Annotated in this window: 14 protein-coding genes; 12 read left to right on the forward strand and 2 right to left on the reverse strand. The window is 63.9% G+C overall.

What is annotated here, in order from left to right:
- Positions 1–47 precede the first annotated feature (47 nt).
- Positions 48–887 (forward strand): sugar phosphate isomerase/epimerase, encoded by an 840-nt coding sequence (locus Q7J44_RS00165; protein WP_304875878.1) that lies wholly within the window; start codon positions 48–50, stop codon positions 885–887.
- Between the two features lie 30 nt (positions 888–917).
- Here Q7J44_RS00165 and Q7J44_RS00170 read toward each other — a convergent pair whose 3' ends face one another.
- Positions 918–1676, reverse strand: coding sequence for an SDR family NAD(P)-dependent oxidoreductase (locus Q7J44_RS00170; RefSeq protein ID WP_304875879.1), 759 nt, complete (start codon positions 1674–1676; stop codon positions 918–920).
- A gap of 103 nt (positions 1677–1779) precedes the next feature.
- On the opposite strand from Q7J44_RS00170, the gene Q7J44_RS00175 reads away from it, so the two are divergent.
- From Q7J44_RS00175 to Q7J44_RS00185, 3 genes are read left to right on the forward strand one after another with little or no spacing between them, the layout of a single operon-like run.
- Positions 1780–2718 carry a 3-hydroxyacyl-CoA dehydrogenase NAD-binding domain-containing protein gene (locus Q7J44_RS00175; RefSeq protein ID WP_304875880.1) on the forward strand — a complete coding sequence of 313 codons (939 nt, stop codon included), beginning with the start codon at positions 1780–1782 and terminating at the stop codon, positions 2716–2718.
- Positions 2715–4382: an FAD-dependent oxidoreductase gene (locus Q7J44_RS00180; protein WP_304875881.1), complete on the forward strand. Its 1668-nt coding sequence runs from the start codon at positions 2715–2717 to the stop codon at positions 4380–4382. Before Q7J44_RS00175 ends, Q7J44_RS00180 begins: the two co-directional genes overlap by 4 nt.
- Positions 4372–5496, forward strand: coding sequence for an FAD-binding oxidoreductase (locus tag Q7J44_RS00185; RefSeq protein ID WP_304875882.1), 1125 nt, complete (start codon positions 4372–4374; stop codon positions 5494–5496). The genes Q7J44_RS00180 and Q7J44_RS00185 overlap by 11 nt, the downstream gene beginning before the upstream one ends.
- Before the next feature lie 14 nt (positions 5497–5510).
- On the opposite strand, the gene Q7J44_RS00190 is transcribed toward Q7J44_RS00185, so the two are convergent.
- Positions 5511–6401: an IclR family transcriptional regulator C-terminal domain-containing protein gene (locus tag Q7J44_RS00190; protein WP_304875883.1), complete on the reverse strand. Its 891-nt coding sequence runs from the start codon at positions 6399–6401 to the stop codon at positions 5511–5513.
- Between the two features lie 223 nt (positions 6402–6624).
- On the opposite strand from Q7J44_RS00190, the gene Q7J44_RS00195 reads away from it, so the two are divergent.
- From Q7J44_RS00195 to Q7J44_RS00230, 8 genes are read left to right on the forward strand one after another with little or no spacing between them, the layout of a single operon-like run.
- Complete coding sequence (locus tag Q7J44_RS00195; protein ID WP_304875884.1) at positions 6625–7914, forward strand: ABC transporter substrate-binding protein; 1290 nt, start codon at positions 6625–6627, stop codon at positions 7912–7914.
- A gap of 53 nt (positions 7915–7967) precedes the next feature.
- Entirely contained in the window at positions 7968–8867 is a 900-nt protein-coding gene (locus Q7J44_RS00200; protein WP_304875885.1) for a carbohydrate ABC transporter permease, read from the forward strand.
- Positions 8867–9697 (forward strand): carbohydrate ABC transporter permease, encoded by an 831-nt coding sequence (locus tag Q7J44_RS00205; RefSeq protein WP_304875886.1) that lies wholly within the window; start codon positions 8867–8869, stop codon positions 9695–9697. The genes Q7J44_RS00200 and Q7J44_RS00205 overlap by 1 nt, the downstream gene beginning before the upstream one ends.
- Positions 9698–9700: 3 nt before the next feature.
- The gene (locus Q7J44_RS00210; RefSeq protein ID WP_304875887.1) at positions 9701–10852 is read left to right on the forward strand and encodes an ABC transporter ATP-binding protein; all 1152 of its coding nucleotides are present in this window, start codon (positions 9701–9703) and stop codon (positions 10850–10852) included.
- The gene (locus Q7J44_RS00215) at positions 10849–11769 is read left to right on the forward strand and encodes a dihydrodipicolinate synthase family protein (RefSeq protein ID WP_304875888.1); all 921 of its coding nucleotides are present in this window, start codon (positions 10849–10851) and stop codon (positions 11767–11769) included. Before Q7J44_RS00210 ends, Q7J44_RS00215 begins: the two co-directional genes overlap by 4 nt.
- Entirely contained in the window at positions 11769–12551 is a 783-nt protein-coding gene (locus tag Q7J44_RS00220) for an SDR family oxidoreductase (protein WP_304875889.1), read from the forward strand. The genes Q7J44_RS00215 and Q7J44_RS00220 overlap by 1 nt, the downstream gene beginning before the upstream one ends.
- On the forward strand, positions 12551–13249 hold the full coding sequence (locus tag Q7J44_RS00225) for an SDR family NAD(P)-dependent oxidoreductase (protein WP_304875890.1): 699 nt from the start codon (positions 12551–12553) through the stop codon (positions 13247–13249). Before Q7J44_RS00220 ends, Q7J44_RS00225 begins: the two co-directional genes overlap by 1 nt.
- Positions 13246–14625: an aminotransferase class III-fold pyridoxal phosphate-dependent enzyme gene (locus Q7J44_RS00230; protein ID WP_304875891.1), complete on the forward strand. Its 1380-nt coding sequence runs from the start codon at positions 13246–13248 to the stop codon at positions 14623–14625. Before Q7J44_RS00225 ends, Q7J44_RS00230 begins: the two co-directional genes overlap by 4 nt.
- The last annotated feature ends 12 nt before the right edge of the window (positions 14626–14637 follow it).

Below are 14637 nucleotides of genomic sequence, written 5' to 3' on the forward strand. Positions count from 1 at the left end.
ATTATGATCTGCCTGTGAAGCCCCTGCAAACAAAAAGGACCAGCCCCATGACTGCTCTTTCTGTCGCTGCCAGCACCTTCCCCTTTCTCTACTCCCGCGATGGTCTGGATGCACTGAAGCATCTGCGGGGCCTCGGCTTTGATGCCTTCGAGATGATGATCTTCCCTCCGCATTGCTGGCCGCGCGAGCTGAGCGTGGCGCAGCGCCGCGAGACCAAGGCCTGGTTGAACGGCGAAGGCGCACGCCTGACCTCATTCTGCTATCCGCTGCTGGACAACAACCCCAACGGGGTGGACCGCTTGATTCGGGCCTATACGCTGGACCGCTACCGTGAAGCGATCGATCTGGCGGCGGAATGGAGCTGCCCCTATGTCGTTGCCATCCCCGGCCCGACAAGCTCGCTTATCAACCCGCCGCGCGAGTGGATGCTGAACTGGTTCGTAGAAGGCGTGCAGGAGTTGGTGCGCTATGCCAAGGGTACCGGGGTCGAGATCCTGCTGGAAAACGTGCCCTTCACCTTCCTGCCCACCGCGCAGGACATGGCCGATACCGCAGCCCTGATCGGGCCAGAGGTCGGCATCAACTATGACATCTGCAACGCCGCCTTCATCAAGGAAGACCCGGCAGAGGCGATCCGCATGCTGGGTCCGCTGGTCAAGAACGTGCATATCTCGGACTCGGGCTATGGCGAGTTCAAGCACGAGCGGCTGGGCACCGGCATCGTCGATCCCGCACCGGTGGTAGTGGCGCTGAAAGACATTGGCTATACCGGGGCCACGGTGCTCGAAATCATCACCGATGCGCTGCTGCCGGGGGCCGATCCCGATGGTGACATTTTGGCCAGCAAGGATATTTTGGTACAGCATGGCTGGAAGCCGCTGGGCTGACACCGCGGTGCCTGATCCCGCAACGCGCGGTCAGGCCAGCCCCGCCTCGACCGGGTAGACATGCCCGGTCAGCCCGGCCGCGGCGTCGCTGGCAAGGAAATGCGCGAGGTTGGCCACATCCGCCATCGTCGCCATCCGTCCCAGCATGGTTTCTGCCGCCAGCGCGCCAAGCGCCACCTCGGGCACAGGGCCACTTGCGGCATGTCGGGCCACAATGCGCGACACCAGCGCATCTGTCGCAACTGGACCGGGGGCCAGTGCATTCACCCTGATGCCGCGCGTGCCCAGATCCATCGCCGCTGCCCGCATCACCCCGATGGCGGCATGTTTTGACGCGGTATACAGCACCTGTTTCGGGTGGGCGCGAAACCCGTTGATTGACGCCATCACAATGCCCGACCCGTGACCAGAGGCGGCCAGCGCATCCGCGAAGCTGCCCAGCGTGATTGCCACGCCCCAGACGTTTACCGTCATCACGCGGTGCCACTCTGCTGCTTCCAGCTCGGTCAAGCCGCGCCATGGCGGCACGAGGCCAGCATTGGCCACCACGACCGAAACCTTGCCCAAACGGTCGGCAATCGCCCGCATTTGCGCCTCTGCCGCCGGATCGGTCAGGTCCAGCGCAATCCGCTCCCACCCCGCAGGCAGGCCCTCCAGCATCTGCTGCAGGTCCAGCGCGACGATCCGCGCGCCGGATGCCGCCAGCCGGTCGGCAATCGCCCGGCCCAGACCGCCACCGGCCCCGGTGATAACAGCGTTTCGTCCGGTCAGATCCTGTGTCACGCTCATATTGCACGCCGCTTTCGTTCAGACTACAGTTCGCTTTGACTGACGCACTTTTGTGCGTCATGTGAACGAATGCAAGTGCAATCGCAAAAAACGAGGCAGAGTCGTGACGGGCAAGAATGATGTGACAATTCTGGGTGCGGGGTCGATCGGCCTGTCCTTCGCCGCCGTGTTTGCCGATGCCGGGTTTTCGGTCACCGTTTGTGACCCGGACGCACCCCGCCGGGCACAGGCGGGCGAGGGGCTGGCCGTGCAACGCGACGCAATTGCGCTCGCCGGGTTGCGGCGCGGTTTGCCGGGGCAGGTGACTTTTGCCGCGGATGGTGACGAAACCCTGCCGCAGACCACGCTGGTCATCGAATGTGGACCGGAAAATCTATCGGTCAAACAGGCGATCTTTGCCGGTCTGCTGGCGCAATGTCCGGCGGATGCCATCCTTGTCACCGCCTCCTCTGCCATCCCCATGTCGCAGATCCTGCCCGACCCACAGGATCAGCGCCGCTGTCTGGTGGCACATCCGGTCAACCCGCCCGCCGTGCTGCGCATGATCGAACTATGCCCGGCCCCTGCAACCGATGCGTCAGCAACCGACCGGGCGGCAGAGATCTTCGCCGCCGCCGGGTTCGCGCCGGTGCGTCTGGGGCATGAGATCGAGGGCTTCGTCCTCAACCGCCTGCAAGGCGCGGTCCTGCGCGAGGCCTATCGGCTTGTCGATGAAGGAGTGACCGATGTTGCCGGGATTGAGGCCGTGATGCGCCTTGGCCTTGGCCCGCGCTGGGCGCTGTCGGGTCCGTTCGAGACGGCAGAGCTGAACACGCCGGGGGGCATCCGCGCCCATGCGGCGCGGATGGGGCCTGCCTATGGCCGGATGGGGGCCTGGCGGGGTGAAACGGTGGATTGGCATGCCGGGCTGATTGACACTGTTGAGGCGCAGCGCCGCGCTGAAATCGCAGCTGACCAACTGCCCGCCCGCGCCGCATGGCGCGCCCGCGCCGTGGCGCGGCTGGTGGCTGCGCGCGATGTGCTGATGGGAGAGAGACCGTGACAGAGGCGCAGACGGCAGGCCGGTTCACCTTTGACGGCCAAAGCATCCCCCTGCGTCCCGGCCAGTCACTGGCCGCCGCCCTCACCGAGGCGGGTCTGCGCAGCTTTCGCCAGACCGCCAAAGGGGCATCGCGTGGCATCTTTTGTGGTATGGGCGTGTGTCAGGACTGTCTGGTCACCATCGATGGCGTCCCGAATCGCCGCGCCTGCATGACCCCGGCTGTGGCGGGGCAGGAAATCCGCACCCAAGTGCCGTTTCCCGATCTGGCAACAGCCGCCATTGCCCAGCCACCCACACCGGCCCGCATCATCGCCCCTGATCTGCTGATCGTAGGCGGTGGCGCAGGGGGATTGTCAGCCGCCATTGCAGCGCGGCAGGCCGGGGCCAGCGTGATCATCCTTGATGAACGCAAGGTGGGCGGCGGCCAGTATTTCAAACAATCCGCCGTCTCTGCCCCGCTGGATGCCCAGCAATCTGCCGGGGCCGATCTGCTGGCACAGGCGCTCGCCGCCGGGGCAGAGCTGATCGCCGAGGTGGAACTCTGGGGTGCCTTCGACGGCCTGCTGTTTCTGGCCGAACATAAAGGGACCGCCCTGATCGCCCGCCCGCGCGCCGCCGTCATCGCTACCGGTGCTTATGAGCGGCCCGAAATCTGTCCCGGCTGGACTCTGCCCGGCGTAATGACCACGGGGGCTGCGCAGACCCTGTGGCGCAGTTACCGCACCCTGCCGGGGCGGCGGGTCGCGATTGTGGGGTCCGGCCCGCTGAACCTGCAGGTCGGGCTGGAACTGGCGCAAGGCGGTGCCGAGGTGGTGATGATCGCCGAACGCGGGCCAGCCCCATGGATGCGCCCTATGGCCTCGGCAGCGTTGGCGCTGGCCGGTCCGGCGCTGGCCCTGACAGGCCTGCGCACCCTGGCGGCTCTGCGCAAGCGCAGTGTGCCCGTGCGGCACGGCACGCAACTGGAGCGGATTGATGCGGTGGATAACGCCCTGCGAGTCACGTTGACCGGGGGCACGGCCCCCGTAACTGCCGATGCGGTCCTGATGAATGCAGGGTTCGAGCCGCAGAATGAAATCCTGCGCCTCCTCGGCGCAGCCTCCACCTACGACCCGGCCTTCGGCCATCTGCGCGTCACACGTGACGACACTGGTGCCACCACGGTGCCCGGCCTGTATGCCGTGGGTGATTGCGCGGGCTTGGGTGGCGCGCCCGCCGCGATGGCCGAGGGCCGCCTCGCCGGGCGGGCGGCGGCGGCGGCCCTGGGGTTCGGCGACGGTTATGATGTGTTTGCCGATCAGCGCGCCTTAAGCCGGTATCGGCGGTTTCAGCGCCACCTGTGGGCATTGCACGATGTGGCCCCGCGCCTTCCGGATGTGCCCGATGACACGTTGATCTGCCGATGCGAAGAGATCAGCGCCGGGCAGATCCGGGGTGGGCTGGCCGAACAGCCCGGCCATGCCGGCACGCTGAAACGGGCCACGCGCGTGGGTATGGGCCGCTGCCAAGGGCGCTACTGCGGCCCGGTCGCGGCGCGGCTGGTGGCCGCCGCCACCGGCAAGGCGCTGGAAGATCACAGCTATTTTGCCCCGCGCGTACCGATTAAGCCGGTTACAATTTCTGCTATACTGGCCGCAGAAGAGGCGCTGAAAGATGCACTCTGATGTGCTGGTGGTCGGGGCAGGCATCACAGGGATGATGGCGGCACTGCATCTGGCGGATGCGGGCGCGCGGGTTACGCTGGTGGACGCGGGCGAAAACGCCGGCACCTGGGCCAATGCGGGCAGTCTGCATGTGCAGATGCAAAGCCGCTTTATGCGCCTGTACCCCGATCAGGTGCCGGCGGTAGAGGCATCGCTGCCGCTGTATAAAGCGGCGGCAGAGGAATGGGTGCGGCTGGATGCGTTTTATGGCCCGTTTGAGCTGGTGCGCAAGGGCGGGCTGATGCTGGCCGAAGGGACCGTTCAGCTGCGCTTTCTGGAGGATAAGGCAAAGCGCGAAACCGCGCGCGGCCTGACGGTCGAGATGCTTGACCGCCCAGCGCTGGACCGGATTGCGCCTTGGCTCGGTCCGCAGATTGTGGGCGCGGAACTGTGCCATGATGAGGGCAAGCTGAACCCGCTGATCGCCAACGCGCGCCTGCTGGCCGAGCTGGGGCGGCGGGGCATTGTCACCATCCGCGACCGTATTCTGGGCATCGAGCAGGGCAGTGATGGCGTTACGGCGCAGGGTCAAAGCGGAACCTATCAGGCCGATCAGGCCCTTATCGCCTCGGCCTGGGGGGCGGGCGATATGGTGCGGGGCCTTGGCGTCACGATCCCCACTCGCGCAGAACCGCTGCACATGAACATCACAGAGGCGGCGGCGGTCAGCATCGGCCATCTGATCCAGCATGCCGAACGGTCGATCACCCTGAAGCAACTGGGGCAGGGGCAGATCGTCATCGGTGGCGGCTGGCCCGCACGGGACCGGGGGCGCATTATGCCGCCCGAGGTTCTGGCGGCGTCCTTCCTTGGCAATGTGGCGCTGGCCGCCCGGTTGGTGCCGCAGATCGGCGGCTTGCGGGTGATCCGGACCTGGGCCGGCATGAACACCACCGCAGACGGCGGCAGCACCATAGGGCGGCTGCCGCAGGCGTCGCGGGTGGTGATGGCCCTTCCCGGCGATGCGGGCTACACCCTTGGTCCGCTGGTCGCGCGGATGGCGGCAGGGGTTGCGCTTGGTACAGCACCAGAGGCTGATATGGGAAGGTTTGCACCGGCGCGCTTTGCCGCCTGATGCGGCAGGGCGCTTTAGCGTTTCAGCGAATCGCTGATGTTGCGCACGGTTTCCTGCAGCTTCGGCAGCACATATTCTATCGCCGCCGCAGGTCCCATGCGCACCGTCGGCACGCCGACGTTGATCGCGCCGACCAGACCACCGGCTGAATTGTGCAGCGGCACCGCAATCGACATCAGCCCGGTTTCCAGTTCCTGATCGACCAGCGACCAGCCCTGTTCGCGCACCTGTTCCAGTACCCGGCGGAATTCGACCGGATCGGTCACGGTGTGTTCGGTCATCCGGGTCAGCGGAATGTGCTGCAACATGCCCGGCCACATTTCCGGCGGCTGTGCGGCCAGCAACACCCGCCCCGTCGCGGTGCAATGGGCCGGGAACCGCGCGCCCACGCTGATGCCCACGCTGATCACGCGGTGATATTGCGCGCCAGACACATAGACCACGTCAAACCGGTCCAGCACCGCTGCCGAAACCGATTCGCGCAGCTCATTCGACAGATGGTCGATAAAGGGCCGCGCAATATCCCACGCGCCTTTGGAGGACAGGACAGAATAGCCCAGCTCCAGCACTTGTGGCGTCAGATCAAAGAGTTTGCCATCGGCCACCGCATAGCCTTCGTGCACCAGTGTCAGCAGAATGCGCCGCGCACCGGCGCGCGTATTGCCGGTTTCGGCAGCCACTTCCGACAGGGTCATCTTGCGGCGCGTTCGGTTGAAGGCGCGCAGCACCTCCAGCCCACGGGCAAGGCTGGAAACATAATCGCGCGGGTTCAATCCGCCGTTTTCGTCATCGCTCCAGTCCGGCGACGCGGTCATCAGACCTGTGCGCGCCGGGTTGCGCGGGGGCAGAACATCCACCACCGAATCCACCAAAGCCTCGTCTTTTTCAATCACTTCCTTGGCCATCGGCCGCCTCCGTTTACGCATCCGGGTCAATTCTTTGCGGCATCCTAGTTAGCACAGCCAAAACACATCCTATACCGGGAAATACGCTTGTTTAGGACTTGCTTTTTGAGCGGGTTTCATTGTTATATCGCACAAGAGTGCGTTATGTGAACAATAACACCGCAGGGAGATCGCAAAAATGAAGAAGACCCTCACTTTTCCGAACGGACTGACAAGAAGATCCATGCTTGCCGGTCTCGCCGCAGGCTCTGCTCTTACAGCCTTGCCGCGCCGCGCCCATGCTCAGGATGTCACCCTGCGCTGGTGGTCTCCGCAGGGTGCCCCGGCACAGGCCGAGGCGTACAGATTTCAGATTGCCGCCTTTGAGGCCCTCAATCCCGGCATCAAGGTCGTGTTTGAAACCACATCGGACGAAGGCTACGCTCCCCAGCTCGCCGCCGCCTTTGCCAGCGGCGAAGTGCCCGATATCGTGACCCATCTGCCATCTTTTGCGGTGCAGACCTATTACGCCAACGGTTTGGTCGAACCGATGGATGAGGTGATCGCCGCCGTTGGTGCTGATGACTATTATGCCGGCGCGAACGACGTTTTCAAAGCAGCCGACGGCAAGTACTGCGCGACCGGAATCGGCAACACCGCATCCGACATGCTGTGGCTGCGCCGTGATCTGATGGAAGCCTCGGGAATCGCTGACGCGCCCAAAACCTGGGATGAGCTGCGCGCCGCCTGCCAGACCATGCAGAAGGACGGCATCTTCGGTGCACCGCTGCCTTACGGTCAGAACTCGATGACCTCGCTGATCTTCATCGGCTTCATCCACCGCGCGGGAGGGTCGGTGTTCACGCCCGATCTGCAGATCGCGATTGATTCCGAAGCCACCCGCAACGCGCTGGAATTCTACAAATCGATGCGCGAGCTTTGCCCGCCCGGTGCCACCAACTACAGCTGGGGAGAAAGCCTGACGGCGTTTGTCTCGGGGTCCTGTGCCACGGGCATTTATGCAGGCCGCGTTCTGGCCAATGTGAACGCCCAGAATCCGGGCATCGCCGATCAGATCACCTGCACCACCTATCCGACGATGTCGGCAGACATCCCGGCCTGGACCTTCAACGACTTCCCCAGCATCTTCATCCCGGCCCAGTCGAAACAAAAAGAAGCTGCCAAGGCTTTTGCCGCCTTCCTCTTCAACCCCGAAGGCTACATCCGCCAGTTGCACGCGGCCCCGGGCCACGTGCTGCCGGTGCTGCAATCCATCAGCGAGAATCCAACTTATCAGGCTAATGAAATCATCCAGAAATACTCGGCCGAGGTCGATCTGATGGCTGGGGCTGCGGCAGGTGGCTTCAACCTTGGCTATGAGACCAGCGCGCACGCTTCGAACGAAAAGGCGGGTGAGGTGATTGCCTCGAACGCCATCTCCGATCTGGTCCAGCGCGTGGTGCTGAACGGCGATGACGTGGACACCGCGCTCAGCGATTGTTCCAAAACCATCGAAGCCATCATGCAGGGCTAAGGCACAGGCGGGCGGCCCGGCACCCGGGCGGCCCGCATCTTGAAGGAAACCGCATGACCGCCCCGATCCAATCCCCGTTAGAGCGCCGTTATGCGCGCCTTGGCCTGCTGCTGATTGCACCGACGGTGTTGATCTTCTGCGCCGTCATCATTTATCCGCTGGTCTCGGCGCTGTATCTGTCGCTGTTCAAGGTGTTCACCCCCACGCTGGAAAGCAGCTGGGTCGGGCTGTCGAACTACCGCGAACTGCTGGCCAGCGGTGTGTTCTGGAGGGCGCTGGTCAACACCCTGATCTGGACCGCCGGCACCCTGACGCTGCAGATCGTGCTGGGCATCGGCATGGCGCTGGTGCTGCACCAGAACATCTGGTTCCGGTCACTGGCACGGTCCCTGATCCTGTTTCCCTATTTCATCTCGACCGTGGTGGCGGTGCTGGTGTGGAAGTGGGTGTTCAATGATCTTTATGGCATTCTGAACCATCTGCTGATGCAGATTGGGCTGATCAACATGCCGATCGACTATCTGGGCAGCATGCCCAATGCGATGATCTCGGTCATCCTTGTCGGCGCGTGGAAGTATTTCCCCTTTGTGGTGATTGCCGTGCTAGCCCGGTTGCAGACCATTCCCGAACCGCTGTACGAAGCCGCCCGCATCGACGGCGCAGGCCCCGTCGCGCGGTTTTTTGACGTGACCTTGCCGCAATTGCGCGATGTGCTGGTGGTGATCATCATGCTGCGCGCGATCTGGGACTTCAAGGAATTCGACCTGATCTGGCTGCTGACCGGCGGCGGTCCGTCGTCTTCGACCGAAACGCTGCCCATTGTCGTCTACCGGCAGGCCTTTGCATTGAATCAGATGGGCATGGCCGCCGCCTGGGCGGTCTCGATGATGGCAATCCTGCTGGTGTTCATGATCGTCTATATCCGCAAAACCCGCGACAAAGGGGCCAATTGATGCGCAAATTCCTTGGCCCCGTGGTCCTGAACGTCTTTGCCTGGACCACCATTCTTGCCGTGGCCTTCCCGCTGTTCTGGATGCTGGTCACATCAGTTAAACCCCAGTCCGAACTGTTCCGCCGCCCGCCAACCATGCTGCCCGAAAGCTGGACGATGGAGCATTACTGGCACCTGCTGACACAGACCAACTTCCTGGTGTACTTCCGCAACTCTGTGGTGCTGTCCACCGTGACCACCCTGCTGGTGGTGACGGTGGCCACGCTGGGTGCCTACAGCCTTGTGCGGTTCCGCTACCGGGGGCGTGAAAGTCTCGCCTTCATGGTGCTGTTCACCTACCTGCTGCCTTCGGTGGTGCTTATCATTCCGCTCTACCTGATGCTGGTCGGCCTTGGCCTGTCCAATACCCTGTTCTCGCTTGTGATCGCCTACACCACTTTCGCGCTGCCTTACGCGCTTTGGCTGATGCGGTCCTTCATGGCGGGGGTGCCGGATGATCTGGAATATGCCGCCATGGTCGATGGTGCCAGCCGGATGGGGGCCTTTGTCGATGTGATCCTGCCGCAGCTGCTTCCCGGTATCATCTCGACAGCACTGTTCACCTTCATCCTGAGCTGGAACGAATATCTCTACGCGCTTGTTCTTGTGAATTCGGACAATGCGCGCCCGCTGACCACCGGCGTGATGAACATGCTGATCTCGTCTTTCAACATCGAATGGTCCCTGCTGATGGCCGCCTCGGTGATGATGAGCGTGCCCCTGATCATCGTCTTCGCCTTCCTGCAAAGCTATCTGACCCGCGGCTTCGGCGCGGGCGCCGTGAAAGGCTGATCCATGGCCAATGTCGATTTCCGCACTGTCGTAAAATCCTTCGGCACCTTTACCGCCCTGCACGGGTTGGACCTGTCGATCAAGTCGGGCGAGTTTGTGGCGCTCCTCGGTCCCTCCGGTTGTGGCAAGACCACCACCCTGCGCATGCTGGCGGGGCTGGAGTTTCCCACCAGCGGCGACATCATCATCGGTGACCGCCGGGTGAATGACCTTGCCCCAGGGGAGCGTGACATCGCCATGGTGTTCCAGTCCTATGCGCTTTACCCGCATATGACGGTTGCGGAAAACATCGCCTATCCGCTGAAGAAACGCGGAGTGTCAAAGGCCGAACGCGGCCCGATGGTCGCCAAGACTGCCGAAATGCTGCACCTGACCGCCCTTCTGGACCGTAAGCCCAAACAGCTTAGCGGCGGTCAGCAGCAGCGGGTGGCGCTGGGGCGTGCACTTATCCGCGACCCCAAGGTCTTCCTGCTCGACGAGCCGCTGTCGAACCTTGATGCCAAACTCCGCAGCCAGCTCCGCGCCGAGCTGATCGAACTGCACCGCCGCCTTGGCCGCACCATGGTTTATGTCACGCATGACCAGCTGGAAGCCATGACCATGGCCGACCGGATTGCGATCATGGAAGGCGGCAACCTGCAACAGTTTGCCCCCCCGGCCGAGGTCTATGCCAAACCCGCCAACCGCTTTGTGGCAGGCTTCATCGGCACGCCGGGCATGACGCTGATCGATGGTGCCCTGTCACAGACCGACGGTTCGTGGGAATTTGAAAGCCAGGGGCTGCGCCTGCGCGTGCCCCGGTTGGCCGATACCGCCGCCGCTGGCCCCGCCGCCTTTGGCATCCGCCCCGAGGACGTGCATCTGGGCAGCGGCGGTCTGACCGGCGACGTGGTGCTGACCGAGGCCACCGGGCACGAGACCATCGTCACCGTGGCCATCGCGTCCGGCGTGCGCGTCATTGCCCGCATCCCAGGCACGCCGACGATGCGCATCGGCGACCGCATTCCGGTCACGCTCGATGCCACGCGGGCGCATCTGTTTGCGGCTGGCCCGCATGGGCTTCGCCTCAACCATCCCTCCGGCGTTTCTGATGCCGATGAAACATTCAATATCGCCACGCCCTTGCGCGCGGCTTCCAAAGGAGTTGTGTCTTGAATCGTCATTCTGTCGACTGGGCGGGTCCAATGCCCGCGATCACCACGCCGTTCCGCAAGGATCTGTCGATCGACGAAGAGTCTTTCACAGCCAATATCGACCGGCTGTTTGCTGCCGGGTCTACCGGCATGGTGGCCGCAGGCTGCACCGGCGAGTTCTGGGCGCTGAGCCTTGCCGAACGCGCGCGGCTGGCCAAGCTGACGGCCGATGCCTGCCGTGGCCGCGGCCCCGCCATCGTGGGCACCGGGGCGATCCGTCAGGATGAAGTGATCGACCAGATCCACGCCATCAAGGAAGCGGGCGGCGACGGCGTGCTGGTGCTGCCGCCCTACTTCGCCCACCTGACCGAAGCCGAGGTCATCGCCCATTTTGAGGCGATCAACGCCGCCAGCGTTCTGCCCATCGTGCTCTACAACATCCCCGGCAATGCCGGAAATGCCATCACACCTGCCATCGCCAGCCGTCTGGCCGATCTGGACAATGTGGTCGCGATCAAGGAGTCGTCGGGCGACTGGAAGAACTTCCACGCCACTCTGCTGCAGGTGCGCGACCGCATCCGGGTCTATTGCGGCCCGTCTTCGGTCTACGGTGTGGCCGCCACTTTGGCGGGTGCTGACGGGCTGATCGACTGTTTTCCCAACGTCTGGGACAAGGGCTGTCTGGACCTGTGGCACGCCACCAAAGCGGGCCGGATGGATGAGGCATGGGCGCTGCAACGCACCGGCATCGAGATGACCGATCTGTTCACCTCTGACGGCCGCTCGCTGTACCCCGCCACGAAGGCTGCTATGAATTTCCTGGGTCTTCCGGGTGGCGGAGAGCCGCGTCCGCCGCTGCGGGCGCTGTCTGGTGCGCCGCTTCAGGGTCTGAAGGCCGGAATGGATGCGCTATTGGCGCCGAACGCAAAGGTGGCATGATGGAACTGGGATTGAATGGGCGGCGGGCAATCGTCACAGCCGCCTCACGGGGTTTGGGGTTTGCGGCAGCGCGGTCGCTTGCACGTGAAGGCGTGTCGGTCGTGATGAACGCCCGCACCGCCGGGCCGCTGGAAGAAGCCGCGAGCGCGATCCGCGCGGAATTCGGCGTCGAGGCGGTTCCTGTCGCCACGGATTTCAACACTGCCGAAGGCAGGGCCGAGATTCTGGCGGCGGCGGGTGAGGTGGATATTCTGGTCAACAACCCCGGCGTGCGGCAGGTGCCGACGCCCTATGACCAGATCACGTCGGAAGACTGGCGGCACTGGCTCGAAGTGCATTTCCTGTCGTCGATAGAGATGATTCAGGCTGTCGCCCCCGGGATGACCGCGCGCCGCTTTGGCCGTATCGTCAACATGAGCGTCAGTTTCATCAAGTTCCCGCAGGTCGGCTTTGCCCATTCCCACGCCGCTCGTCTGGCGCTGTCAGGTGCGGTGGCGGCGATGTCGCGCGAACTGTTGCCGCATAATGTGACCGTCAACACGGTCTGCCCCGGGTTGTTCGACACCGATGCGTTGCACACCAACCTGCACGGCCACGCCAAACGCGGCAACACCACCTATGAGGCGATCCTGAAGAACAGGCTGGAAACCTGCCCGGCGGGCCGTCTGGGTGATCCGTCGGAATGTGGCGACCTGATCACCTTCCTGTGCTCGGCGCAGGCCGGGTTCATCTCAGGGCAGAACATCGTCAACGATGGCGGCGTCTATCAGGGGCTGTTCTGATGGCACGCGTGGCGCTTTTGTCCGGTGGCGGGCGCGGCCTTGGGGCCGCGATTGCCAACCGTTTGCTGGCCGAAGGCTGGTCGCTGTCGCTCGGCCTGCGCGATGTTTCGCAAGCGAAACAATTCGGGCTGCCGGATCGGGTGCAGGCGGTTCCCTTTGACGCCAACGACCCCGCAGCAGCCACCGCTTGGGTGGAGGCCGCAGCGGAGCATTTCGGCCAGATCGACGCGCTGGTGAACAACGCCGGCATCATGAAGATGGTCGATTTCGACAAAGGCACCGAGGATGACCTCGACGCGATGTGGCAGGTCAACGTCAAGGCCCCGTTCCGCCTGATCCGCGCCGCCCTGCCGCATCTGCGAAAGACCGGGCAGGGCAGGGTGGTCAACATCGCCTCCACCGACGCCAAGCGCTACCGTCAGGGCACCAGCGTGGGCTATTCGATGACCAAACATGCACTGCTGTCGATGACGCAAGCCGTGCGCGCCACTGCCTGGGACGATGGCGTGCGCGCCACCGCGATCTGCCCCGGTGCGATTGATACCGACCTGCTGGCCAATGTCACAGGTGCCACCCCCAAAGCCGACCGGCTGACCCCCGAAACCGTGGCTGGCATGGTGGCATTCGTCCTGTCGCTGCCCAATCAGGCGAGCGTGCCCGAACTGATCGCCAACACCCGGCTGGAGAGCCTGATATGACCCTTGATCCACGCCTGAACGATGATCTTGCCGCATGGGATGCCGCGCATTTCCTGCACCCCACGACGCATATCGCCAACCATGCCAAGGGCATGGTGTCAGGCCGCATCGTCACCGGGGGCGAGGGATGCACGATCATCGACCGTGATGGCAACCGCTTTCTCGATGGCTTTGCCGCGCTCTATTGCGTGAACGCTGGCTACGGTCGCCCGGAAATCGCCGATGCGATGGCGAAACAAGCGCACGATCTGGCCTTCTTCCACAGCTTCGGTGGCCATGGGAATGAGCCCGCCATCCGCCTGGCCAAGATGGTGATGGACCGTGCCCCCGCGAACATGAGCCGGGTGTTCTTCGGCCTGTCCGGCTCGGATGCCAATGAGACCAACGTCAAGCTGGCTTGGCACTACCACATCCTTAAGGGTGAGCCGCAGCGGCGCAAGATCATATCGCGCTGGCGGGGCTATCACGGGTCGGGGATCGTGTCCGGCTCCATGACCGGCCTGCCCGGCTATCACGCCCGCATGGGCCTGCCGCTGCCCGGTTTCCTGCACACCCACACCGCTCATCACCTGCGGCGCCCGCTCGATGACATGGATCAAGACGCTTACCTGAACTGGCTGATCGCCGAGCTGGAGCAGATGATCGTCACCGAAGGCCCGGAGACCATCGCCGCCTTTGCGGGTGAACCGGCGATGGGCACCGGCGGCATCATCCCGCCGCCCCCCGGCTATTGGGCGCGGGTGCAAGAGGTGCTGGACCGCCACGGCATCCTCTTGATCGCGGACGAGGTGGTGACGGGCTTTGGCCGGACGGGATCTATGTTCGGTTCGGACCATTTCGGCCTGCGCCCTGATTTCATCACCGTGGCCAAGGGTCTGACCTCGGCCTATGCGCCCTTGTCGGGCTCGATCATCTCTACCCGCGTGATGGATGTGCTGCTGACCGGGTCGGAAGAGCACGGGATGCTGGCGCATGGCTTCACCTATTCCGCCCACCCGGTCTGTGCGGCGGCAGGGGTCGCAACATTGGCGTTGGTCGACAGTCTGGGGCTGGTGGCCAATGCGGGGCGGGTGGGGGCCCATTTCCGTGACGCGTTGAAAGATGCGCTGGGCACCCACCCGAATGTGGCCGAAATCCGGGGCGAAGGGCTGATGCTGGCGGTCGAATTCATGGCTGATCCGGGCAAGCGCGAATGGTTCGCCCCGATGACCGTGGTGCCAAAGATCACGGCTGCCATGCTGACGCGCGGCGTGATCGCGCGGCCTTTGCCTGAAGGCAACATCGTCGGCTTCGCGCCGCCCCTGTGCCTGTCCGTGCCAGAGGCGGACCGTCTGGTCGCCGCTCTCAGGGACGCGGTGACCGAGGTTCTGGGCTGAGACAGGCCGCAA

The sequence above is a fragment of the Pseudotabrizicola sp. genome, assembly GCF_030656345.1.
GTDB lineage: Bacteria > Pseudomonadota > Alphaproteobacteria > Rhodobacterales > Rhodobacteraceae > Pseudotabrizicola.

What these genes read in the sequence shown, in the direction of transcription:
- Q7J44_RS00165 (WP_304875878.1), top strand. Translation starts at nt 48, where the DNA reads ATGACTGCTCTTTCTGTCGCTGCCAGCACCTTCCCCTTTCTCTACTCC.
- Q7J44_RS00170 (WP_304875879.1), bottom strand. Translation starts at nt 1,676, where the DNA reads ATGAGCGTGACACAGGATCTGACCGGACGAAACGCTGTTATCACCGGG.
- Q7J44_RS00185 (WP_304875882.1), top strand. Translation starts at nt 4,372, where the DNA reads ATGCACTCTGATGTGCTGGTGGTCGGGGCAGGCATCACAGGGATGATG.
- Q7J44_RS00190 (WP_304875883.1), bottom strand. Translation starts at nt 6,401, where the DNA reads ATGGCCAAGGAAGTGATTGAAAAAGACGAGGCTTTGGTGGATTCGGTG.
- Q7J44_RS00195 (WP_304875884.1), top strand. Translation starts at nt 6,625, where the DNA reads ATGCTTGCCGGTCTCGCCGCAGGCTCTGCTCTTACAGCCTTGCCGCGC.
- Q7J44_RS00200 (WP_304875885.1), top strand. Translation starts at nt 7,968, where the DNA reads ATGACCGCCCCGATCCAATCCCCGTTAGAGCGCCGTTATGCGCGCCTT.
- Q7J44_RS00205 (WP_304875886.1), top strand. Translation starts at nt 8,867, where the DNA reads ATGCGCAAATTCCTTGGCCCCGTGGTCCTGAACGTCTTTGCCTGGACC.
- Q7J44_RS00210 (WP_304875887.1), top strand. Translation starts at nt 9,701, where the DNA reads ATGGCCAATGTCGATTTCCGCACTGTCGTAAAATCCTTCGGCACCTTT.
- Q7J44_RS00220 (WP_304875889.1), top strand. Translation starts at nt 11,769, where the DNA reads ATGGAACTGGGATTGAATGGGCGGCGGGCAATCGTCACAGCCGCCTCA.
- Q7J44_RS00225 (WP_304875890.1), top strand. Translation starts at nt 12,551, where the DNA reads ATGGCACGCGTGGCGCTTTTGTCCGGTGGCGGGCGCGGCCTTGGGGCC.
- Q7J44_RS00230 (WP_304875891.1), top strand. Translation starts at nt 13,246, where the DNA reads ATGACCCTTGATCCACGCCTGAACGATGATCTTGCCGCATGGGATGCC.